General features: G+C 71.1%; 22 protein-coding genes and 1 riboswitch. Of the genes, 16 read left to right on the forward strand and 6 right to left on the reverse strand.

Going from position 1 to position 21007, the window contains the following annotated elements:
- The first annotated feature begins 112 nt into the window (after positions 1 to 112).
- The 7 genes from CP977_RS24085 to CP977_RS24115 all read left to right on the forward strand — a co-directional run bounded on the left by CP977_RS24085 (position 113) and on the right by CP977_RS24115 (position 5787).
- Positions 113 to 1330 (forward strand): L,D-transpeptidase, encoded by a 1218-nt coding sequence (locus CP977_RS24085; protein ID WP_229991377.1) that lies wholly within the window; start codon positions 113 to 115, stop codon positions 1328 to 1330.
- 40 nt (positions 1331 to 1370) lie between these two features.
- Complete coding sequence (locus CP977_RS24090; RefSeq protein ID WP_152370794.1) at positions 1371 to 1748, forward strand: glyoxalase superfamily protein; 378 nt, start codon at positions 1371 to 1373, stop codon at positions 1746 to 1748.
- 227 nt (positions 1749 to 1975) lie between these two features.
- Complete coding sequence (locus CP977_RS24095) at positions 1976 to 3235, forward strand: L,D-transpeptidase (RefSeq protein WP_152370795.1); 1260 nt, start codon at positions 1976 to 1978, stop codon at positions 3233 to 3235.
- Positions 3236 to 3319: 84 nt separating this feature from the next.
- The gene (locus CP977_RS24100) at positions 3320 to 4087 is read left to right on the forward strand and encodes an enoyl-CoA hydratase/isomerase family protein (RefSeq protein WP_062752120.1); all 768 of its coding nucleotides are present in this window, start codon (positions 3320 to 3322) and stop codon (positions 4085 to 4087) included.
- 147 nt (positions 4088 to 4234) lie between these two features.
- Positions 4235 to 4741, forward strand: a complete 507-nt coding sequence (locus CP977_RS24105; protein ID WP_062756851.1) for an ATP-binding protein — start codon at positions 4235 to 4237, stop codon at positions 4739 to 4741.
- A 472-nt stretch (positions 4742 to 5213) separates the two neighbouring features.
- Positions 5214 to 5429, forward strand: a complete 216-nt coding sequence (locus CP977_RS24110) for an EF-hand domain-containing protein (protein WP_062752119.1) — start codon at positions 5214 to 5216, stop codon at positions 5427 to 5429.
- 160 nt (positions 5430 to 5589) lie between these two features.
- Complete coding sequence (locus CP977_RS24115) at positions 5590 to 5787, forward strand: thiazolylpeptide-type bacteriocin (RefSeq protein ID WP_208420651.1); 198 nt, start codon at positions 5590 to 5592, stop codon at positions 5785 to 5787.
- 62 nt (positions 5788 to 5849) lie between these two features.
- Here CP977_RS24115 and CP977_RS34910 read toward each other — a convergent pair whose 3' ends face one another.
- The 6 genes from CP977_RS34910 to gcvT all read right to left on the reverse strand — a co-directional run bounded on the left by CP977_RS34910 (position 5850) and on the right by gcvT (position 11101).
- Positions 5850 to 6170: a DUF7010 family protein gene (locus CP977_RS34910; RefSeq protein WP_229991376.1), complete on the reverse strand. Its 321-nt coding sequence runs from the start codon at positions 6168 to 6170 to the stop codon at positions 5850 to 5852.
- On the reverse strand, positions 6113 to 6412 hold the full coding sequence (locus CP977_RS34915; protein ID WP_229991375.1) for a hypothetical protein: 300 nt from the start codon (positions 6410 to 6412) through the stop codon (positions 6113 to 6115). The genes CP977_RS34910 and CP977_RS34915 overlap by 58 nt, the downstream gene beginning before the upstream one ends.
- A 258-nt stretch (positions 6413 to 6670) precedes the next feature.
- The gene (locus CP977_RS24125) at positions 6671 to 8041 is read right to left on the reverse strand and encodes an L-serine ammonia-lyase (RefSeq protein ID WP_062752118.1); all 1371 of its coding nucleotides are present in this window, start codon (positions 8039 to 8041) and stop codon (positions 6671 to 6673) included.
- A gap of 176 nt (positions 8042 to 8217) precedes the next feature.
- On the reverse strand, positions 8218 to 9486 hold the full coding sequence (locus CP977_RS24130) for a serine hydroxymethyltransferase (protein WP_152370796.1): 1269 nt from the start codon (positions 9484 to 9486) through the stop codon (positions 8218 to 8220).
- Between the two features lie 32 nt (positions 9487 to 9518).
- Positions 9519 to 9899 carry a glycine cleavage system protein GcvH gene (gcvH, locus tag CP977_RS24135; RefSeq protein WP_030218599.1) on the reverse strand — a complete coding sequence of 127 codons (381 nt, stop codon included), beginning with the start codon at positions 9897 to 9899 and terminating at the stop codon, positions 9519 to 9521.
- 77 nt (positions 9900 to 9976) lie between these two features.
- Positions 9977 to 11101: a glycine cleavage system aminomethyltransferase GcvT gene (gene gcvT / locus CP977_RS24140; protein ID WP_062752116.1), complete on the reverse strand. Its 1125-nt coding sequence runs from the start codon at positions 11099 to 11101 to the stop codon at positions 9977 to 9979.
- A 168-nt stretch (positions 11102 to 11269) separates the two neighbouring features.
- Positions 11270 to 11384: riboswitch (glycine riboswitch) on the reverse strand.
- 152 nt (positions 11385 to 11536) lie between these two features.
- On the opposite strand from gcvT, the gene CP977_RS24145 reads away from it, so the two are divergent.
- From CP977_RS24145 to CP977_RS24185, 9 genes are all read left to right on the forward strand, one after another.
- Positions 11537 to 12199, forward strand: coding sequence for an AAA family ATPase (locus tag CP977_RS24145; protein ID WP_062752115.1), 663 nt, complete (start codon positions 11537 to 11539; stop codon positions 12197 to 12199).
- Positions 12200 to 12330: 131 nt separating this feature from the next.
- Positions 12331 to 13071 (forward strand): enhanced serine sensitivity protein SseB, encoded by a 741-nt coding sequence (locus tag CP977_RS24150; protein WP_062752114.1) that lies wholly within the window; start codon positions 12331 to 12333, stop codon positions 13069 to 13071.
- Between the two features lie 132 nt (positions 13072 to 13203).
- Positions 13204 to 13974 carry an enhanced serine sensitivity protein SseB C-terminal domain-containing protein gene (locus tag CP977_RS24155; RefSeq protein WP_079131022.1) on the forward strand — a complete coding sequence of 257 codons (771 nt, stop codon included), beginning with the start codon at positions 13204 to 13206 and terminating at the stop codon, positions 13972 to 13974.
- 230 nt (positions 13975 to 14204) lie between these two features.
- A complete protein-coding gene (locus CP977_RS24160) occupies positions 14205 to 15875 on the forward strand; it encodes an ABC transporter substrate-binding protein (RefSeq protein WP_062752112.1) in 1671 nt (556 codons plus the stop codon).
- Between the two features lie 88 nt (positions 15876 to 15963).
- Positions 15964 to 16968, forward strand: a complete 1005-nt coding sequence (locus CP977_RS24165) for an ABC transporter permease (protein WP_062752111.1) — start codon at positions 15964 to 15966, stop codon at positions 16966 to 16968.
- Positions 16969 to 16970: 2 nt separating this feature from the next.
- On the forward strand, positions 16971 to 17924 hold the full coding sequence (locus tag CP977_RS24170) for an ABC transporter permease (protein WP_372460601.1): 954 nt from the start codon (positions 16971 to 16973) through the stop codon (positions 17922 to 17924).
- A 6-nt stretch (positions 17925 to 17930) separates the two neighbouring features.
- Positions 17931 to 18932: an ABC transporter ATP-binding protein gene (locus CP977_RS24175; protein ID WP_062752109.1), complete on the forward strand. Its 1002-nt coding sequence runs from the start codon at positions 17931 to 17933 to the stop codon at positions 18930 to 18932.
- The gene (locus tag CP977_RS24180) at positions 18929 to 20191 is read left to right on the forward strand and encodes an ABC transporter ATP-binding protein (RefSeq protein ID WP_109185426.1); all 1263 of its coding nucleotides are present in this window, start codon (positions 18929 to 18931) and stop codon (positions 20189 to 20191) included. The genes CP977_RS24175 and CP977_RS24180 overlap by 4 nt, the downstream gene beginning before the upstream one ends.
- 129 nt (positions 20192 to 20320) lie before the next feature.
- Positions 20321 to 20998, forward strand: a complete 678-nt coding sequence (locus CP977_RS24185) for a trimeric intracellular cation channel family protein (RefSeq protein ID WP_109185428.1) — start codon at positions 20321 to 20323, stop codon at positions 20996 to 20998.
- Positions 20999 to 21007: the final 9 nt, after the last annotated feature.

A 21007-nucleotide genomic window follows, 5' to 3' on the forward strand; every position in this document is an offset into this window, starting at 1 on the left:
CCGGCCACCGCTCCCCGCGCGAGGTTCTCCTCCTGTTCTGCCCGCACGGCCGTGCTCCCAACATGGCCCGCGCGCACGTTTCCCCTGGAGGGTGGCCGTCGTTGGTCCCGGCGTGACATCTGTATGGAAGCGGGCGGGGCGCGCCCTCGCGGTGGCGGGACTGCTGGCGGGCCTCGCGGGCTGCACCGGAACGGACGGCGGCGGGGGCCTCGGCCTCTCCCTGCCGGGCAAGGGGCGGGCCCCCGGCGACGTCATCCGGGTCGTCCCGGAGGACGGCAGCCGCGCGGTCCCGGCCGACGGGCCGGTCGAGGTGAGGGTGGACAGCGGACGACTCGAACGGGTGACCGTCGCCCGGGTGGAGGACGGCCTGCGGACCGAGGTCGCCGGGGAGATCTCCGCCGACGGGCTGCGCTGGCGGCCGTCGGACCGTGACCGGCTCGCCCTGGCCGCCAAGTACAGCGTGGACGCCGTCGCCCTCGACGCGCACGGGCGCCGCTCGGCCCGCCACACCACCTTCACCACCGTGGTGCCCGAGTCCCGCTTCATCGGCTACTTCAAGCCGGAGAACCGCTCCACGGTCGGCACCGGCATGATCGTCTCCTTCACCTTCAGCCGGCCCGTCGAGAACCGGGCCGCGGTCGAGCGGGCCGTCCGGATCACCTCCGACCCGCCGGTCGAGGTCGCCGGGCACTGGTTCGGCAAGGAGCGGCTCGACTTCCGCCCGGAGCGGTACTGGGCCCCCGGCACCCGGGTCACCGTCGACCTCGACCTGCGGGACGTCGAGGGGGCGCCCGGCGTGTACGGCATCCAGCGCAAGAAGGTCGGCTTCACCGTCGGCCGCTCCCAGGTCTCCCTCGTGGACGCCGCCGCGCACACCATGGAGGTGCGCAGGGACGGCGAGGTCCTGGCCACCCTGCCGATCACCGCCGGGGCGCCGAAGACCACCACGTACAACGGGAAGATGGTCGTCACCGAGCTGTACGACGTGACCCGGATGAACGGGGCCACGGTCGGCTTCGGCGGCGAGTACGACATCAAGGACGTGCCGCACGCGATGCGGCTCACCGAGTCCGGGACCTTCCTGCACGGCAACTACTGGGCCCCGCCCGAGACCTTCGGCACCACCAACGTCAGCCACGGCTGCGTGGGGCTCCGGGACGAGAAGGGCGGCAGCGAGCGGTCGCCTGCGGGCTGGTTCTTCGACCGGACCCTGATCGGGGACGTGGTGGAGGTGGTCAACTCCCGCGACCGGAAGGTCGCTCCCGACAACGGGCTCGGCGGCTGGAACACGGACTGGAAGAGCTGGAAGGCGGGGTCGGCCCTCCGCTGAGCCGCTCCGCCGCCCTGAGCGGTCTGCGACGATGACCGCCATGGAATCCACGGAACCCACGGCACCCACGGGCCCCGCCGAGTTCACGGCAGAGGAGGCCGTTCCCGTGCTGCGCGTCGAGGACGCCGCGGCGGTGGTCGCCTGGTACGGGCGGCTGGGCTTCGTCCGGCAGTGGGAGCACCGCTTCGAGCCGGGCTTCCCGGCGTTCGTCGAGGTCGCCCGGGGCGGGGTGCGGCTGTTCCTGTCCGAGCACACCGGCGACGCCCGCCCCGGCACGCTGGTCCACCTCCGCGTCCGGGACGTCGACCCCGTCGCCTCCGAGTTCGGCGTACGGGTCGAGGACGCCCCGTGGGCGCGCGAGGTCGAGCTGCGCGACCCCGACGGCAACCGGCTGCGGATCGGCACGCCGACGGAGTGACGCGCCCTCCGGCGGGGCCGTGACGCCCCTGGTCGCGGCCGTGGGCGGTGACGGACGGGGAGCGTGTCGTCCGATGCGTCACCAGCACGTCGATCGGGACGGAACGGTGACATGCGCGAGGATCTTTCGTGTCCTGCGGTGTGATTATCTAGCGCCGTGTGCGCGAGCGGATGCGCACGGGGGTGGGGCCGTGGCGTTGCCGGGCCGTGCGAGGGGAGACGACCACAGTGAACGGGCAGCTGATACCGGGGGCACCGACGGGGACCACGGGGAGGGGCCGGCGACGCGGGGGCGTCCGGTTCCAGGCCCTGGCGACGGGGGCACTGCTCTTGGTGCTCACCGCCTGCGGCGGGGGCGGCGGGGGCTCCGCCGACGGCGCGAAGGGCCCGCAGGCCCAGGGCGCGGGCAAGCAGGAGAACGCGGCCTCCCAGGCCGTCGTGACGATCCTTCCGAAGGACGGCGCCGACTCGGTCGCCACCAGCGGCGCCCTCAAGGTGACCGCCCAGCAGGGCAAGCTGACCACGGTCACGGTCGCCGACTCCAAGGGCACCGAGGTCGAGGGGAAGATCGCGGCGGACGGCACCAGCTGGCAGCCGACCGCCCACCTGTCCGCGGGCACCCAGTACAAGGTGCACGCCGTCGCGAAGGACGCCGAGGGGCGCGAGTCGGCGAAGGACACCACCTTCACGACCCTGGTCCCGAAGAACACCTTCATCGGCCACTACACGCCGGAGGACGGCTCGACCGTCGGCGTCGGCATGCCGGTCTCCATCAACTTCACCCGGGGCATCACCGACCCCGAGGCCGTCGAGAAGGCCATCAAGGTGACGGCCGTGCCGTCCGTCCCGATCGAGGGCCACTGGTTCGGCAACGACCGCCTCGACTTCCGCCCCGAGCAGTACTGGGCCGCCGGCACCAAGGTGACGGTGCACCTGAACCTGGACGGCGTCGAGGGCCGCCCCGGCGTCTACGGCAAGCAGAAGAAGACCGTCACCTTCACCATCGGGCGCCGCCAGGTCTCCACGGTCGACGCCGGCGCCAAGACCATGAAGGTCGAGCGCGACGGGAAGATCGTCAAGACGCTGCCGATCACCGCCGGCGCGCCGTCCACGACCACGTACAACGGTCAGATGGTCATCAGCGAGAAGTACAAGGTGACCCGGATGAACGGCGCCACCGTCGGCTTCGGCGGCGAGTACGACATCAAGGACGTGCCGCACGCGATGCGCCTGTCCACCTCGGGGACCTTCGTGCACGGCAACTACTGGGCCCCCAAGAGCACCTTCGGCTCGCAGAACGTCAGCCACGGCTGCGTCGGCCTCGCGGACACCCGGGGCGCGGGGGACAGCTCGACCCCGGCCGCCTGGTTCTACGACAGCTCGATCATCGGTGACGTGGTCGTCGTGAAGAACTCCAAGGACAAGCAGATCAAGCCGGAGAACGGCCTCAACGGCTGGAACATGCCGTGGTCGGAGTGGATCGCCTAGGCGCTCCGACGCTTTTCGGTGGGACCCGGTGCTGTGAGCAACAGCACCGGGTCCCACCGCGTTAACGACCTCTAACCTTCTCCCATGACTGTGAACCTCGAAGTCGCCGAAGGCGTCGGCACGATCCGCCTCGACCGCCCCCCGATGAACGCCCTGGACGTCGCCACCCAGGACCGGCTGCGCGAGCTGGCCCAGGAGGTGACCGACCGCGACGACGTGCGGGCCGTGGTCCTGTACGGCGGCGAGAAGGTGTTCGCGGCCGGCGCGGACATCAAGGAGATGCAGGTCATGGACCACGTGGCCATGGTCAAGCGCTCGCGCGCCCTTCAGGACGCCTTCACCGCCGTCGCCCGCGTCCCCAAGCCGGTCGTCGCCGCGATCACCGGCTACGCGCTCGGCGGCGGCTGCGAGCTGGCGCTCTGCGCCGACTACCGGATCGCCGCCGACAACGCCAAGCTCGGCCAGCCCGAGATCCTGCTCGGCCTGATCCCGGGCGCGGGCGGCACCCAGCGCCTCTCCCGCCTCGTCGGCCCCTCCAGGGCCAAGGATCTCATCTTCACCGGCCGGATGGTGAAGGCGGACGAGGCCCTCTCCCTCGGCCTGGTCGACCGGGTCGTCCCGGCCGCCGAGGTGTACGAGCAGGCGCACGCGTGGGCCGCGAAGCTGGCGCAGGGGCCGGCCGTCGCGCTGCGGGCCGCGAAGGAGGCGATCGACCAGGGCCTGGAGACCGACATCGACACCGGTCTGGCCATCGAGCGCACCTGGTTCGCCGGCCTGTTCGCCACCGAGGACCGCGAGCGCGGGATGCGCAGCTTCGTCGAGGAGGGCCCGGGGAAGGCGAAATTCGGCTGAGCTGACCGAAAGGAAACCGTCGGGTGTCGGCCAGGTGTCCGTAAGGCGCCTGCGCCGGACCCGTAAGGGGCCTTCCCCGGGCCCGTAGGGGGCCGTTTCCCGCGGAACGGCCCCCGCGGGCCGCTCCGTGCGGCCATGATGGGGGGCATGGCGGGCCTGGAGGGTAGGGAACAACCACGGCAGCGCGCGAGCGCCGCCGCAGCGCGGTGGTCACTGGCCGCGGACGACGAACAGGCCGCCGAAGCAGTGGAGTTGTACGGGAATCCGGCGGAGGGTGACGTCCGGCTGCCGTCCCGTCCCGAGTCCGCGTGGGTGGCCCGCAGGCTCACGCAGCACGTCGTGATGCGCCAGTGGGCGCTGGGGCCGCAGCTCGCCGAGCACGCGGTCCTGCTGGTCTCGGAGCTGGTGGGGAACGCGGTCCGGCACACCGGCGCCCGGTCCTTCGCGCTGCGGTTGCAGCGGCGCCGGGGCTGGATCCGGGTCGAGGTGCGCGACCCCTCGCGCGGACTGCCCTGCCTGATGCCGGTGCACGAGCTGGACACGAGCGGCCGGGGGATCTTCCTGGTCGACAAGCTGGCGGACCGGTGGGGCGTGGACCTGGCGCCGCGCGGCAAGACGACCTGGTTCGAGATGCGGGTCGCGGACCGCCCCTGAGCCTTCCGCGACCGCCCGGCCCCGCACGCACGGAAGCCCCCGTGCGCCGGGGTGGGGCGTCTGGGGGCTTCCGTGTGATGCGCCGTGGACGGGGGGGTGTATCCACGGCCGCTGTGTCGACCTGGCCCGGGTCAATGGGGGTCGTGTCATCGACTATGTCAGACAAGTGGCCCATCACCAAAAGTCCCTAGCGGGGCAAAATCGGGCAAAAGCTGACACTTTACCTGTGAATCGTTGGTGACATGTGGCACTCACCTTGTAAACAGTGAATGGCTATGCGGTTCATCGATTGTTTCCCGGGCCCGTCCGCATGCTGGACGCCCGGTGGAGTCCGTCGAACGTCCCGTATCGGGGCAATCGCCGCCGACGGTCACGGCCGTCGTCCCCGGGGAGACCCTCCTCGCCGACTGCGGCGGAGCCGGGGCGGCTAATCTGACCCCCGTCAGAGAAGCACCACGAAGGGGCGGAAACAGTGGCGGACATCGAGTCGGCACGCACGGCATTCAACCGGTACGACGTGGACGGGGACGGCTTCATCACCGCCGCGGAGTACAAGAGCGTGATGGCGCAGCTGGGCGACTTCAACGTCACCGAGACGGTCGCCGAGGCGCTCATCAAGCAGCGCGACGCCAACGGCGACGGCCGGCTGTCGTGGGACGAGTTCTGGTCGCACCTCGACAAGGCCTGACCCGCGCCCACCCGGGCGGGCCGCGCAACACCGCGTTGCCGCCCGCCCGGGGCCCGGCGACGATCGCCCGTCGTTCCGGAGTTGACAAACGTCGGGCGTCGTCCGGAAAGGCCGGTGCGGCCGACAGCGGATCGGCGTTGTCGGTGATGCGGCCGAACGGTTGCCGCGAAGAATTCGGAAAGAAAAGCGCACGAGCGTCGACGGCGTCGAGAACGGCGACGCGAATGAGGCCTTTGAGGACTTCGGCGTCGACGAGCCGGAGACCCCCGAGGTCGCCCAGGGCGTGGCCCTCCCGGAGAGGGGTGCCTCCAGCGACTCGATCGGCACCTCGTCGTCCTCCACCTGCTCGGCCTGCTGACCGGGTGGCGGAGGCGGAACGCCCGAAGGGTGCGACCGCCCGGCCCGAACCGGGGGCGCGGGTCAGCCGCGCAGGGCGACGTGGAAGGACGAGGCCCACAGCACGACCGCCGCGCCCAGGCCCACCACCGTACGGATCGTCTCCGCCGTGGTGCCGGCCGCGAGCACGGCGAGCCCCACCAGCGCGACCGCCGTCAGGAAGACCGCGGTCCACGTGTACTGGCCCTGGTCGAAGAGGCGGGCGAGCGGGAAGAAGTGCAGCCCCACGACCAGGCAGATCCCGACGGGGATGAACTCCGGGTGTCCCGAGGCGTTCGACGCGGCGATCACCGCGAAGATCGCCACCAGCTCGGCCGCGTTGACCAGGCCGACCTCCGGTTCCACTTCTCCGGCAGCCGCACCAGGCGGGTCACGGGACCCGCGGTGCCCCGGAAGGCCAGCACCACCGCACCGGCCGTCACGGCGGCCGCGACGACGCCGACCGCCACGGACACGGGTACGGCCACTATCCCCGAACCGCCCGCGAAGGCCCACACGAGGGCGAAGACGGCGAGGACGATCGCGCCGCGACGGCGCAGATTGCGCGTGAGCGCCAGGCAATCGGCGTCGGTGGACTCCGTAGTCATGGCGCGGATGCTACAGCGATGATCCGACCGGGTTGTCTATTCTCGGGCAATCCGACCGGACGGCGCCGTGGCAGGCCGCGGCCCGAGTTCCACGGAAAAGGCGACGCATGGAAGGGAGGGGCCTTTTCCTCTGTTCTCCCGCAATTCCTCCGGCGTATGACGAGGGGCGGCAAGAAAGAAACACGGGACGTTGCTCCCCTTTTCCCGGAAGGTGCCGGGGGCACACGGAAGGGAACGCGCCGGCCGGGGCCCGCGGGCTCAGCACTCGATGATGTTCACCGCGAGCCCGCCCCGCGCCGTCTCCTTGTACTTGACGCTCATGTCGGCGCCCGTCTCCTTCATGGTCTTGATGACCTTGTCGAGGGAGACCAGGTGGCTGCCGTCGCCGCGCATCGACATCTTCGCGGCCGTGACGGCCTTGACCGCCGCCATGCCGTTGCGCTCGATGCAGGGGATCTGGACCAGGCCGCCGACCGGGTCGCAGGTCAGGCCCAGGTTGTGCTCCATGCCGATCTCGGCGGCGTTCTCCACCTGCTCGGGGGAGCCGCCCAGGACCTCGGCGAGGGCGCCGGCCGCCATCGAGCAGGCCGAGCCGACCTCGCCCTGGCAGCCGACCTCGGCGCCGGAGATCGAGGCGTTCTCCTTGAAGAGCATGCCGACCGCGCCGGCCGCGAGGAGGAAGCGGACCACGCCGTCCTCGTCCGCGCCGGGCACGAAGTTCATGTAGTAGTGCAGGACGGCGGGGATGATGCCGGCCGCGCCGTTCGTCGGGGCGGTGACCACCCGGCCGCCGGCCGCGTTCTCCTCGTTCACCGCCATCGCGTACAGGGTGATCCACTCCATGGCGTGCGCCTCCGGGTTCCCCTCGGAGCGCAGCTTGCGGGCGGAGTTCGCGGCGCGGCGGCGCACCTTCAGGCCGCCGGGCAGGATGCCCTCGCGGGACATGCCGCGCGAGACGCAGGACTGCATGACCCGCCAGATCTCCAGGAGGCCCGCGCGGATCTCGTCCTCGGTGCGCCAGGCCTTCTCGTTCTCCAGCATCATCGCGGAGATCGACAGGCCGGTCTCCTTCGCGAGGCGGAGCAGCTCGTCGCCGGTGCGGAAGGGGTACTTCAGGACGGTGTCGTCCGGGACGATCGGGTTCTCGCCGGCCACTGCGTCCTCGTCGACGACGAAGCCGCCGCCGACCGAGTAGTACGTCTTCTCCAGGACGAGCCCGCCCTCCGCGTCGTACGCGAAGACCGTCATGCCGTTGGCGTGGTACGGGAGCGCCTTGCGCCGGTGCAGGATCAGGTCGGCGTCGAAGTCGAAGGGGATCTCGTGGGCGCCGAGCAGGTTGATCCGGCCGCTCGCCTTGATCCGCTCGAACTCCTCGTCCGCGTGCTCCACGTCGACCGTGCGGGGCGAGTTCCCCTCCAGGCCGAGCAGGACGGCCTTGGGGGTGCCGTGCCCGTGGCCGGTGGCGCCGAGGGAGCCGTACAGCTCCGCCCGCACCTTCGCCGTGTGGGCCAGCAGGCCCTCGTTCTTCAGGCGGCGGGCGAACATCCGGGCCGCGCGCATCGGGCCCACCGTGTGGGAGCTCGACGGACCGATGCCGATCGAGAACAGGTCGAAGACCGAGATGGCCACGGGAGGACTCCTTGTGGGGGCTGGACGTCGTTGTCTGCCGGGGTGGTGCAGAGAGCGCGTGGGGCGGGGGACATGGGTCGGGGCACCGCGCCCGTTGTTCCAGTGTGCGCGGTGCCCCGGATGTCCGTACGAACAAAAGCGTACGAAATTACTACGGTGTCACTACTACTGCGGTGTCACTTCAGGCCGGGGTACAGCGGGTGCTTGTCCGCGAGGGCGGTCACCCGGGCCTTGAGGGCCTCGGCCTTATCGGCGTCGAAGCCCGGCTTCAGGGTCTCGGCGATGACGTCCGCGACCTCGCGGAAGTCCTCGGCCCCGAAGCCGCGGGTCGCGAGCGCCGGCGTGCCGATGCGCAGGCCCGAGGTGACCATCGGGGGACGCGGGTCGTTCGGGACCGCGTTCCGGTTGACCGTGATGCCGACCTCGTGGAGGCGGTCCTCGGCCTGCTGGCCGTCCAGCTCCGAGTCGCGCAGGTCGACCAGGAGCAGGTGCACGTCCGTGCCGCCGGACAGGACCGAGACGCCGTGGGCCTTCACGTCGTCCCGGACCAGGCGCTCGGCGATGATCCGGGCGCCCTCCAGGGTGCGCTCCTGGCGCTCCTTGAACTCCTCCGAGGCCGCGACCTTGAAGGAGACGGCCTTGGCCGCGATCACGTGCTCCAGGGGGCCGCCCTGGAAGCCCGGGAAGACGGAGGAGTTCAGCTTCTTCGCGAACTCCTTCTTCGCCAGGATGATGCCGCCGCGCGGACCGCCGAGCGTCTTGTGCGTGGTGGAGGTCACCACGTCCGCGTGCTCGACCGGGTTCGGGTGCAGGCCGGCGGCGACCAGGCCCGCGAAGTGGGCCATGTCGACCCACAGGTAGGCGCCGACCTCGTCGGCGATCCGGCGGAACTCCGCGAAGTCCAGCTGGCGCGGGTACGCCGACCAGCCCGCGATGATCACCTTGGGGCGGTGCTCCTTGGCGAGGCTCTCGACCTCGGCCATGTCGACCAGACCGGCCCCGTCCACGTGGTACGCGACCACGTTGAACTGCTTGCCGGAGAAGTTCAGGCGCATGCCGTGGGTGAGGTGGCCGCCGTGCGCCAGGTCCAGGCCCAGGATCGTGTCGCCCGGCTGGGCGATCGCGAAGAGGGCGGCCTGGTTCGCGGAGGCGCCGGAGTGCGGCTGGACGTTGGCGTACTCGGCGCCGAACAGGTCCTTGATCCGGTCGATGGCGATCTGCTCGGCCACGTCGACGTGCTCGCAGCCGCCGTAGTAGCGGCGGCCCGGGTAGCCCTCGGCGTACTTGTTGGTGAGGACGGAGCCCTGCGCCTCCATGACGGCGACCGGAGCGAAGTTCTCCGAGGCGATCATCTCGAGGGTGGACTGCTGACGGCGGAGCTCGGCGTCGACGGCGGCGGCGACGTCGGGGTCCAGCTCGTGGAGGGGAGTGTTCAGAAGCGACATGAATCGATCCCTAAGGGGTCTCGGGCCCGGTCTCAGTTCCCGGCGGAGAACGCGGCGTACTCGTCGGCGGTGAGCAGGTCGTCCGGCTCACCCGCGACGCGCACCTTGAACAGCCAGCCACCCTCGAACGGAGCCGTGTTCACCAGGGACGGGTCGTCCACCACGTCCTGGTTGGCGGCGACGACCTCGCCCGACACGGGGGAGTACAGGTCGCTCACGGACTTCGTCGACTCCAGCTCGCCACAGGTCTCGCCCGCGGTGACGGTGTCGCCGACCTCGGGGAGCTGGGCGTAGACGACGTCACCGAGCGCGTTGGCCGCGAACTCCGTGATGCCGACGGTCGCGACGCCGTCCTCGGCGTCCGACAGCCACTCGTGCTCCTTGGTGTACCGCAGCTGCTGGGGGTTGCTCATGACCTGATTCTCCTGGATCGGGGGAGTGCTGATGAACGTCGGTCTTGCGGGGTGAGACGCGCGGTGGGACGACTTCGTCACTTCTGGCGCTTGTAGAACGGCAGCGCCACGACCTCGTACGGCTCGTGGGTGCCCCGGATGTCCACACCTACACCCCGGGTGCCGGGCTCCGCGTGCGCCGCGTCCACGTACGCCATCGCGATCGGCTTTCCGAGGGTCGGGGACGGGGCCCCGGAGGTGACCTCGCCGACGACCTCGCCGTCCTTGACGACGGAGAACCCGGCGCGCGGGACCCGGCGGCCCTCGGCGACCAGGCCGACCAGCCTGCGCGGCGGGGCGGTCTCGGCGCGCTCGGCGGCCTTCTCCAGGGCCTCGCGGCCGACGAAGCGGCCCTCGTTGGTCGTCTTCTCGAACTTCACGACCCGGCCGAGACCGGCGTCGAAGGGGGTGAGGGAGGTGGTCAGCTCGTGGCCGTACAGCGGCATGCCCGCCTCCAGGCGGAGCGTGTCGCGGCAGGACAGGCCGCAGGGGATCAGGCCGACGCCCTCGCCGGCCTCGGTCAGCGCCTTCCACACGCCCTCGGCGTGCTCCGGCTTCAGGAAGAGCTCGAAGCCGTCCTCACCGGTGTAGCCGGTGCGGGCGATCAGGGCGGGCACGCCCGCGACCGTGCCCGGCAGGCCGGCGTAGTACTTCAGGCCGTCCAGGTCGGCGTCGGTGACCGACTTCAGGATGCCGGGGGACTCCGGGCCCTGGACCGCGATCAGGGCGTACGCGTCGCGGTCGTCGCGGACCTCGGCGTCGAAGCCGGCGGCGCGCTCGGTGAGGGCGTCCAGGACGACCTGCGCGTTGGAGGCGTTGGCGACGACCATGTACTCCGTCTCGCCCAGGCGGTAGACGATCAGGTCGTCCAGGATGCCGCCGTCCTCGCGGCAGATCATCGTGTACCGGGCGCGGCCGGTGCCCACCGTGGAGATGTTGCCGACCAGGGCGAAGTCGAGGAGCTCTACGGCCTGCGGGCCGGTGACGGTGATCTCGCCCATGTGGGAGAGGTCGAAGAGGCCGGCCCGGGTGCGGACGGCGTTGTGCTCGTCGCGCTCGCTGCCGTACCGCAGCGGCATGTCCCAGCCCGCGAAGTCGGTCATGGTCGCGCCCAGGGAGCGATGCAGCGCATCGAGGGCGGTGAGGCGGGGGGCAGTGGTCATGGGGTGGCTCCCGGGTCCCAAGGGCGTTCGGTGACGAAGACATGACGGGCGAGGACGTCCTCCCCATCTGTCATGGAACCTGAGAGGTTCACCGGGGGCATCTCGTCACCGAGAGCCCGGCTTGCACCTTGGGTGGGGACACCGGGGTGTCCCGCTTTTCAGATCTGCCTCATCCACGCGGTACGGGGCCTGAGAGATTCAAGGGAGGGTCTTGCTCCTTCGGCGCCCGGACGCACCGGGTGGTCACCCACTCCGTGGTCCGGAACTCTCCCGCGCGGATTCGAACGGCCGGTATGCGGTTGTACAGGCGACCGTGGGCGCCTGGCGCGCACATCATTGCACGCGGTGTCGGCGCGGCAAATCGCTTGTGCCCCATTACCGTTTCTTTACACTTCTTGGGAAGGGTCTCCCGAGGCCCGTCAGGGGGAGAAGGTCATGACGATCCAGCACACCGGCGCGTACGCGGCGAGTCCCGGCATACCGTCCCCACGGGCCCGCGCCCGGACCCGGGGACGGGGCCGGATCCTGCGGGACCTGCGCGAGCGCGGAGGGCGGGGCCCCCGCGCCCTCGCCTTCGCGCCCGGAGACCTCGTGGTCGTCTCCGGGCTGCCCGGCAGCGGCAAGTCCACCCTGATGAAGCGGACCGCCGGGAGCCGGGGCGTCGACTCCCAGGACGCCCGGGAGCGCTGGGAGGCCCGGATGCCCCGCCTCCTGCCGTACGCGGTCTACCGCCCCCTGGTCCGGATCGCGCACTACGCCGGGCTGCGCCGCGCCCTGCGCTCCGGCGCGAGCGTGATCGTGCACGACTGCGGCACCCAGTCCTGGGTGCGCGGCTGGCTCGCCCGCGAGGCCCGCCGCCGGGGGCGCGAGCTGCACCTGCTCCTCCTCGACGTGACCCCGGACACCGCCAGGGCCGGGCAGCACTCCCGCGGCCGGGGCGTCTCGGCGTACGCCTTCGCCCGGCACCGGCGCGCGGTCGGCCGGCTGCTGCGGGCCGCCGAGACCGGCCGGCTGCCGCACGGCTGCGCCTCGGCGACCCTGCTCGACCGGGACGCCGCCGACACCCTCCGGACGATCACCTTCGGGGAGGCGGTCTGACGCGAGCACCCCTGTGCGGCCCCTCCGGGGCGCCCGTACGCCCCCCTTCCGGTCACGGCGGTGCCGGGGCGGCGTTAGGGTGCTGCCGGGCGGCCGGGTACGGCAGGCCGTGCGAGAAGGGGAACGGGACCGTGGACGTGACGTGGCCGGGCAACGAGTTGGAAGAGGTGCTCGCCGCCTCGCTCGGCAACCCCGAGGCGGGCGGCCGCCTCGTCGAGGTACTGGGCCGCAGCCCGGTCTGGATCCCCCTGCCCAACGGCGGCGGTCCCGACAGCACCGACCTGGACCTCGCCACCATGGAGATCGACGGCGCGGCCTACGTCCCCGTCTTCAGCTCCGAGCAGCAGTTCCGCGCCTGCGCCGGCGACCACATGTCCTTCGCCGTCGCCCCCGCCCGCGACTTCGCCCGCGGCCTGCCCCCGCAGCTCGGCATCGCCGTGAACCCCGGCGGGACCGTCGGCGTCCCGCTGCCCCCGCCCGCCGTCGCCGAACTCTGCCGCGTCGGCCGGACCCCGCTCGACGGCCCCGCGTCCGGCGGCCGCGTCCGGCTCTTCGAGCCCGACTGGCAGGACGACCCCGTCGACTTCCTCGCCGCCGCCTCCGCCGAGTTCGAGGCCACCGGCGTCGTCGCCAGCGCCCGCCGTGCCCTCGCCAGCGTCGAGGGCACCGAACCGGCCCTCTTCATCGGCGTCCAGCTCTCCCACTGGGAGGGCGCCGACCGCACCGCCCCCCTGGACGCCCTCGGCCGGGCCCTCGGCCGCGTCGAGGTCGCCTGGCCGGTCAACCTCATCCTGCTCGACATGGCGCAGGACCCGGTGGGCGACTGGATGCTGGAGCGGGTCCGCCCCTTCTACCAGCGCGCCGCCGTGTGAGCGGCACCCTGTTCAGGGCTTGCCGGGCGGGTCAGGCCCTAAGCTGAACTGATTCGACGGAACCGATGCGACGGCCGCCCCTGACCCGGCGGCCGCGCGGACGTGGTGGACGGAAGAGGGGCGGGACCCAGGGTGAGCGCGTCAGGCACCGCTGCGGCTGGACACGTCGAGCACATGCTGCGCCAGGTGGCACCCGGACGCTACGACGCGTACGAGCGGCTGCTGCACGCCCTCGCCGACGGCGAGCTCCGGATGCTGCTCTGGCAGGGCACGCCCGGCTCCCCCGACGCCCAGTACGGGAACATGGAGGTCGAGGGCTTCGGCTACGCGCCCTGCGTCACCTCCGACCAGGAGCTCGCCGCCTCCGGCTGGAACCGCGCCCACGAGCGCGTCACCGGCCGCGAGATCGCCCGCGCCCTCTACCCCGACCGCTGGGGCGTCTGGCTGAATCCGCACGCCCCGGGCGGCGGCGTCGGCATCCCCTGGGCCGACCTGCGCCGGATCGCCACCGGACTCGACCGGATGCCCGCGGGCCCGCTGCGCGTCACCGAGCCCGCCCTGGAGCTCCCGCAGTTCTACGCCCTGATCACCCAGAACGCGCACCGCACCCCGGCCGTCCGGGCGCTGCGCCGCGGCTGGGTGCAGCCCGCGCTCGGCTCCCCATACCTGGTCATCGGGCTCGACCTGTACGACACCTCCCCGGCCGCCGTCGACGCGGTCCGGGCGATGATGCGCCAGTCCATCGGCTCCGTCCCCGACGGGCTGCCCGTCTCGACGGTCGCCCTCTCCGACGCGTACGACCCGGTGGCGCTCTGGCTGAAGGCGAACGCCCGGCCCTTCTACGACCGCGAGGCGCACGCCGCCCCGCCTGCCCCGGGATACGGCTATCCGCCCCGAGGTTGACCGGAAGTCCCGGATGGGCGGTCTGTCCGGTCGTGACACCTCTCGTTAACTCACCCGCGCGTCAAGGGTGTTCGCCCAGGCCACGCACTTGTCCCGGAAGTGCCCGGTTTGGCGAGTGTCCGGGTCTCGACTAGGTATCACCGTTATCCGGACTGTTCTCCAGCTGGTTGCCCGTCGGTAGTGTTCGGCCGGTCAAGACCTCTCCACACGGCTGATCCTGGGGTGGCCCCATGCGAATATTCAATTCCCGTACCGTTCGGGCGATCACGGTGGTGGCTGCCGCCGCGCTCGTCGCGACGGGCTGCTCCAGTGAGCGCGGAAAGGACGGCGCGAAGGGCGGTGCGAAGGACACCTTCGTGTTCGCCGGCGCCGGCGACCCCGGTTCCCTGGACCCCGCCCTCGCGAGCGACGGCGAGACCTTCCGGGTGACCCGGCAGGCCTTCGAAGCACTCCTGGAGCACGAGTCGGGAGGCAGCAAGCTCGTCGGCGGCCTCGCCGAGACGTGGTCCGCCGACCCCGCCGGCAAGGTGTGGACGTTCAACCTGCGCAAGGGCGTGAAGTTCCACGACGGCGAGGCGTTCAACGCCGCCGCCGTCTGCGCGAACTACGACCACTGGTTCAACTGGAAGGGCACCTACCAGTCCAGCTCGGTCTCGTACTACTGGCAGTCCATCATGGGCGGCTTCGCGAAGAACGAGGACGCCGAGGCGCCGAAGCCCAACTACAAGTCCTGCACGGCCAAGGACGAGAACACCGCGGTCATCGAGGTCAACGAGCCCTCCGCGCAGCTCCCCGGCGGCTTCTCCCTCCAGGCCCTCGCGATCCACTCGCCGAAGGCGATCAAGGAGTACGAGAAGCAGGACGCGTCCGCCAAGGGCGACGCCATCACGTACCCCAAGTACAGCCAGGAGGCCGGCACGGTCGCCGGCACCGGCCCGTACAAGATCACGAAGTGGAACAAGGGCAACAAGGAAGTCACCCTCGAGCGCTTCGACGACTACTGGGGCGAGAAGGCCAAGGTGAAGAACCTGGTCTTCCGCACGATCGACACCGAGGAGGGCCGCCGCCAGGCGCTCCAGGCCGGTGACATCGACGGCTACGACCTGGTGTCGCCCGCGGACGTGAAGACCCTGGAGAAGGAGGGGTACAACGTCCCGACGCGTGACGTCTTCAACCTCTTCTACGTCGGCATGAGCCAGGAGAAGAACGCGGCGCTGAAGAAGCCCGCGGTCCGCCAGGCCATCGCCCACGCCATCGACCGCGAGAACCTCGTGAAGACCCAGCTGCCCGAGGGCGGCAAGGTGGCCACGCAGTTCATGCCCGACACGATCGCGGGCTACTCGGACAAGGTGAAGACGTACGCGTTCGACACCAACAAGTCCAAGGAGCTCCTGAAGGGCGCCGGCGAGTCCGCCCTCAAGGTCGAGTTCTGCTACCCGACCGAGGTCACCCGCCCGTACATGCCCGCCCCGCAGGACATGTTCGAGCTGATGAAGGCCGACCTGGAGAAGGCCGGCGTCACCGTCACCCCGAAGCCGATGAAGTGGGCCCCGGACTACCTGGACGCCACCGAGGCCGGCTCCTGCGACCTGCACATGCTGGGCTGGACCGGTGACTTCAACGACGGCTTCAACTTCATCGGCACCTGGTTCGCCGGGTACGACAAGCAGTGGGGCTTCAAGGAGCCGAAGGTCTTCGACGCCGTGAACGGCGCCTCCAAGATCGCCGACCCGGTCAAGCGCGTCGAGGCCTACAAGGCGGCCAACGAGGCGATCATGGAGTACCTGCCGGGCCTCCCGATCTCCTCCTCGCCCCCGGCCATCGCGTTCGGCAAGAACGTCAACCCGCCGAAGGTCTCCCCGCTGACGCAGGAGAACTTCGCCGAGGTCTCCTTCAAGTAATCGACACACGAGCGGGATTCGCCCGGCCACGTCGGACGTGGCCGGGCGAACCCGCTTCTCACGCACACGCAAGAAAGGGGCACGCGGGGTGCTGCGACTCGTCGTACGAAGACTGCTACAGCTCATACCCACCCTGCTCGGCCTGTCGGTTCTCCTCTTCCTCTGGCTGAACCGACTGCCCGGCGGACCCGCCTCAGCGATCCTGGGCGAGCGGGCGACCGAAGCCGAAGTGGCGCGCATCAACCGGGCGCTCGGGCTCGACCAGCCCATCTGGGTGCAGTACGGCCGCTTCCTCAAGCGGATCCTCGACCTGGACCTCGGCACCTCCACCCAGACCGGACAGCCGGTGTGGGACGAGTTCGCGCTGCGCTTCCCGGCCACCGTGGAACTCGGCGTCGCCGCCATCCTGATCGCCGTCGTCGTCGGCATCCCGCTCGGCTACCTCGCCGCCAAGCGCCGCGGCGGCTGGCTCGACGTCGCCTCGGTCTCCGGCTCGCTCGTCGGCATCTGCATCCCGGTGTTCTTCCTCGCCATGATCCTCCGGGGCCTCCTCGCCGTCGAACTCGGCATCTTCCCGAGCTACGGACGGCTCTCCACCGGAATCGACGCGACCAGCGTCACCGGGTTCGCCGTCCTCGACGGCCTCCTCACCGGAGAGTTCGACGCGTCCTGGGACGCGATCATGCACCTGGTCCTGCCGGCCGTCACCCTCGCCTCCATCCCGCTCGCCGTCATCGTCCGGATGACCCGCGCCAGCGTGCTCGAAGTGCTCGGCGAGGACTACATCCGCACCGCCGAGTCCAAGGGCCTGGGGAAGAACGTCGTCCGCGTCCGCCACGTGCTGCGCAACGCGCTCCTCCCGGTGGTCACCGCGATCGGCCTGCTCACCGGCAGCCTCCTCTCCGGAGCGGTCCTCACCGAGTCCGTCTTCTCCTTCGGCGGCATCGGCTCCTTCATCCGCACCTCCATCGACGCCCGCGACTACCCGGTGCTCGTCGGCTTCATCATGTTCATCGCGATGGTGTACGTCCTCATCAACCTGCTGGTCGACCTGGCGTACAGCCTCATTGACCCGAGAGTGCGGGTGCACTGACCGTGAGCACCAAGACAGAGAAGATCGACCGCCTCGCGGCGCTCACCCAGCGGAACGAGGCCACCGTCGGCGCCAGCCTGTGGCGCGAGGCCTTCCGGCGCCTGCGGACGAACAAGATGGCCGTCATCGGCGCCGTCGTCATCGCCCTGTTCGCCCTGATCGCCATCGTCGGCCCCTGGTTCGCGCCCTACTCGCCGACCGCCCAGACCTGGCGCGGCGAAGTCCTCTCCAACCAGGGCAAGTTCGTCGGCATGCGGGGCGAGAACTGGTTCGGCCTCGACCACCTGGGCCGCGACCTGTTCTCCCGGATGCTCGTCGGCGCCCGGCAGACCCTCCTCGTCGGCGTGGTCTCCATGCTCATCGGCCTCGTCGTCGGCGCGCTGATCGGCATGCTCTCCGGCGCCGCCGCGACCCTCGGCGGCAAGCCGGGCCAGCGGATCGACACCGTCGTCATGCGCTTCATCGACATCATGCTGTCCCTGCCGTCGCTGCTCCTCGCGGTCTCGATCGCCGCGGTCATGGGCCAGTCCCTGACCACGGTGATGATCGCCGTCGGTGTCGTCCAGATCCCGATCTTCGCCCGCCTGCTGCGCGGTTCGATGCTCGCCCAGGGCGGCGCGGACTACGTGCTCGCCGCGAAGGCCCTCGGCGTGCGGAGGAAGCGGATCGTCGTCACGCAGATCCTGCCGAACTCGCTCAGCCCCGTCATCGTGCAGGCGACGCTCAGCCTCGCCACCGCCATCATCGAGGCCGCGGCCCTCTCCTACCTGGGCCTCGGCAACCCCGACCCGGCCGTCCCGGAGTGGGGCGTCATGCTCTCCCAGGCGCAGCGGTTCTTCGACAACGAGCCGATGATGGCCGTCTACCCGGCGGTCGGGATCATCATCACCGCCCTCGGCTTCACCCTCCTCGGCGAGGCCATGCGCGAAGCCCTCGACCCGAAGCTGCGAGGCTGAAGTCCCATGCCACTTCTTTCGGTTGAAGAACTCACCGTCACCTTCGGCGGCCGGGGCCGCACACCGTCCACCGCGGTGGACGGGGTCTCCTTCGACGTCGACCAGGGACAGGTCGTGGGCCTGGTCGGCGAGTCCGGCTGCGGCAAGTCGGTGACCTCCCTGGCCCTGATGGGCCTGCTGCCCCGCAAGGGCGTCACCGTGGGCGGACGCGCCGTCTTCGACGGCACCGACCTGCTGGGCCTGAGCGAGAAGCAGATCCGCGACCTGCGCGGCAGCCGGCTCGCGATGATCTTCCAGGACCCGCTCTCCTCGCTGAACCCGGTCGTCCCCATCGGCGTCCAGGTCACCGAGATCCTCCGGCGCCACCGGGGCATGAAGGGCGAGGCCGCCCGCAAGGAGGCCGCCCATCTGCTCGACCGGGTCGGCATCCCCGACCCGACGCGGCGCCTGAAGGAGTACCCGCACCAGCTCTCGGGCGGCATGCGCCAGCGCGCGCTCATCGCGATGGCCGTGGCGTGCGCGCCCCGGCTGCTCATCGCCGACGAGCCGACCACCGCGCTCGACGTGACCATCCAGGCCCAGATCCTGGAACTGCTCAAGGAGCTCGTCGACCAGGAGGGCACCGCCCTGCTGATGATCACCCACGACCTGGGCGTCGTCGCCGGCCTCTGCGACCAGGTCAACGTGCTGTACGCGGGCCGGGCGGTGGAGTCCGCGGCCCGCCGCGAGCTGTTCGCGCACCCCACCCACCCGTACGCGCACGGACTGCTCGGCTCCATCCCGCGCCTGGACGCCCCGCGCGGCGAACCGCTCACCCCCATCCGGGGATCCATCAACGACAAGATCGCCTGGGCCGACGGCTGCGCCTTCGCGCCCCGCTGCGACTCCTACACGATGGAGTGCCTGACCGGCACGCCCGAACTGACGGAACCGCGCACGACGGGCCACCGGGTCCGCTGCGTGAACCCCGTCCTCCCCGCCCAGGCCGAGTCGGAGGTGCCGGCATGAGCCTGCTCGAACTCAACGATGTGAAGGTCCACTTCCCGGTCAGGAAGGGCGTCCTCTTCAACCGTACGGTCGGCCACGTCTACGCCGTCGACGGCATCTCGCTCAACGTCGAGGCCGGTCAGACGTACGGTCTCGTGGGCGAGTCCGGCTGCGGCAAGACGACGCTCGGCCGGGCCGTGCTGCGCCTGGTCGACGTCACCGACGGCGAGATCGTCCTCGACGGCACCGACCTGGCCAAGCTGCCCGACGAGGAGATGCGCCGGTTCCGTCGCCGCCTCCAGATGGTCTTCCAGGACCCGCTGGGCAGCCTCAACCCGCGCCAGAACATCGAGTCGATCCTCAGCGAGGGCATGGCCGCGCACGGCATCGGCGCGAACCAGGAGGAACGCCGGGAGCGGATCAAGGAGATCCTCACCCGGGTCGGCCTCCCGGCCAACGCCCTCTCGCGCTACCCGCACGAGTTCTCCGGCGGACAGCGCCAGCGCATCGGCATCGCGCGCGCCCTCGTCCTCGAACCCGACGTGATCATCTGCGACGAGCCGGTCTCGGCGCTCGACGTGTCGATCCAGGCACAGGTGATCAACCTCCTGGAGGAGCTCCAGGAGCAGCTCGGCCTGACCTACCTGGTCATCGCCCACGACCTCGCCGTCGTCCGGCACATCTCGGACGTCATCGGGGTCATGTACCTGGGCTCGCTGGTCGAGGAGGCCCCGAGCGACGCCCTGTACGCGGCGCCGAAGCACCCGTACACCAAGGCGCTCATGTCGGCGGTGCCGGTGCCGGACCCGGAGGTCGAGGACCGCCGCGAGCGCATCCTGCTCCGCGGCGACCTGCCGTCGCCGGCCAACCCGCCGACGGGGTGCCGCTTCCACACGCGCTGCCCGTGGAAGCAGGAGACCCGCTGCGCGACGGAGCGCCCGGAGCTGGTGGACCTGGGCGACGGGCACAAGGTGGCCTGCCACTTCGCGGCCGGGATCGAGGCCGGGACGGTGAAGCGGACGGGGGCGGCCGCGATCGTACCGGCCGGGAAGACCGACACGGTCCCGGCGGCCCGGACGTCGCCGGAGGCGTCGGCCGAGACCGCGAAGGCCGAGACCGCGAAGGCCGAGGCCGTCGTGCAGGACGAGCCGGTGAAGGCCGAGTCCGAGGTGTCGGCCGAGGCCGAGGTGCGGGACGAGCCCGTGAAGCCGGCGCCGGGTGAGGCCGAGGCGTCGGAGAAGCCCGAGGCGTCGGACGAGTCCGAGGCGCCCGGCAAGTAGCACGCACCGACCGGGAGGGCCGGAGCCGCCGCATCACGGGCGCTCCGGCCTTCCGGCTTCCCCGGCCCCCCGCTCTCCTGGCCCTCCCGGAGGGGACGGGCACGGGTCCCGGACCAGGACAATGGGGCGGTGCTCCACGACCTGTTCACCCCCTCCGTCCAACACGCCCTCGACCTCGTCGGCATCTTCGTGTTCGCCATCTCCGGCGCCCTCCTCGCCGTCCGGAAGAACTTCGACGTCTTCGGCATCGCCGTCCTCGCCGAGGTCACCGCCCTCGGCGGCGGTCTCTTCCGCGACCTGATCATCGGCGCCGTACCCCCCGCCGCCTTCACCGACCTCGGCTACTTCCTCATGCCCCTGGTCGCGACGGTCCTCGTCTTCTTCCTGCACCCCCACGTGGAGCGCACGCAGGCCGCCGTCAACGTGTTCGACGCCGCCGGGCTCGGCCTCTTCTGCGTGACGGGGACGACGAAGGCGTACGACTACGGGCTCGGCCTCACCGCCTCCGCCGCCCTCGGGCTCGCCACCGCCGTCGGCGGCGGCGTCCTGCGCGACGTGCTCGCCAACGAGGTGCCCTCGCTGCTGCGCTGGGACCGGGACCTGTACGCCGTCCCGGCGATCGTGGGCGCGACGATGGTCGTGCTCTGCATCCGCTTCGACACCCTCAACGCCTTCACCAGCGGCGCAGCCGTCCTCACCGCCTTCGTGCTCCGCCTCCTCGCGATGCGCTACCACTGGCGCGCGCCCCGCGCCTGGAACCGCCGCTCCTCCACCAGCGAGGAGCCGGAGAAAGCTACCGCTCAGTAGTAACCTGCG

This window comes from Streptomyces cinereoruber (assembly GCF_009299385.1).
Taxonomy (GTDB): Bacteria; Actinomycetota; Actinomycetes; order Streptomycetales; family Streptomycetaceae; genus Streptomyces; species Streptomyces bikiniensis.

What these genes read in the sequence shown, in the direction of transcription:
- CP977_RS24160 (WP_062752112.1), top strand. Translation starts at nt 14,205, where the DNA reads ATGCGAATATTCAATTCCCGTACCGTTCGGGCGATCACGGTGGTGGCT.
- CP977_RS34915 (WP_229991375.1), bottom strand. Translation starts at nt 6,412, where the DNA reads ATGACTACGGAGTCCACCGACGCCGATTGCCTGGCGCTCACGCGCAAT.
- CP977_RS24100 (WP_062752120.1), top strand. Translation starts at nt 3,320, where the DNA reads ATGACTGTGAACCTCGAAGTCGCCGAAGGCGTCGGCACGATCCGCCTC.
- gcvH (WP_030218599.1), bottom strand. Translation starts at nt 9,899, where the DNA reads ATGAGCAACCCCCAGCAGCTGCGGTACACCAAGGAGCACGAGTGGCTG.
- gcvT (WP_062752116.1), bottom strand. Translation starts at nt 11,101, where the DNA reads ATGACCACTGCCCCCCGCCTCACCGCCCTCGATGCGCTGCATCGCTCC.
- CP977_RS24130 (WP_152370796.1), bottom strand. Translation starts at nt 9,486, where the DNA reads ATGTCGCTTCTGAACACTCCCCTCCACGAGCTGGACCCCGACGTCGCC.
- CP977_RS24090 (WP_152370794.1), top strand. Translation starts at nt 1,371, where the DNA reads ATGGAATCCACGGAACCCACGGCACCCACGGGCCCCGCCGAGTTCACG.
- CP977_RS24145 (WP_062752115.1), top strand. Translation starts at nt 11,537, where the DNA reads ATGACGATCCAGCACACCGGCGCGTACGCGGCGAGTCCCGGCATACCG.
- CP977_RS24180 (WP_109185426.1), top strand. Translation starts at nt 18,929, where the DNA reads ATGAGCCTGCTCGAACTCAACGATGTGAAGGTCCACTTCCCGGTCAGG.
- CP977_RS24175 (WP_062752109.1), top strand. Translation starts at nt 17,931, where the DNA reads ATGCCACTTCTTTCGGTTGAAGAACTCACCGTCACCTTCGGCGGCCGG.
- CP977_RS24105 (WP_062756851.1), top strand. Translation starts at nt 4,235, where the DNA reads ATGGCGGGCCTGGAGGGTAGGGAACAACCACGGCAGCGCGCGAGCGCC.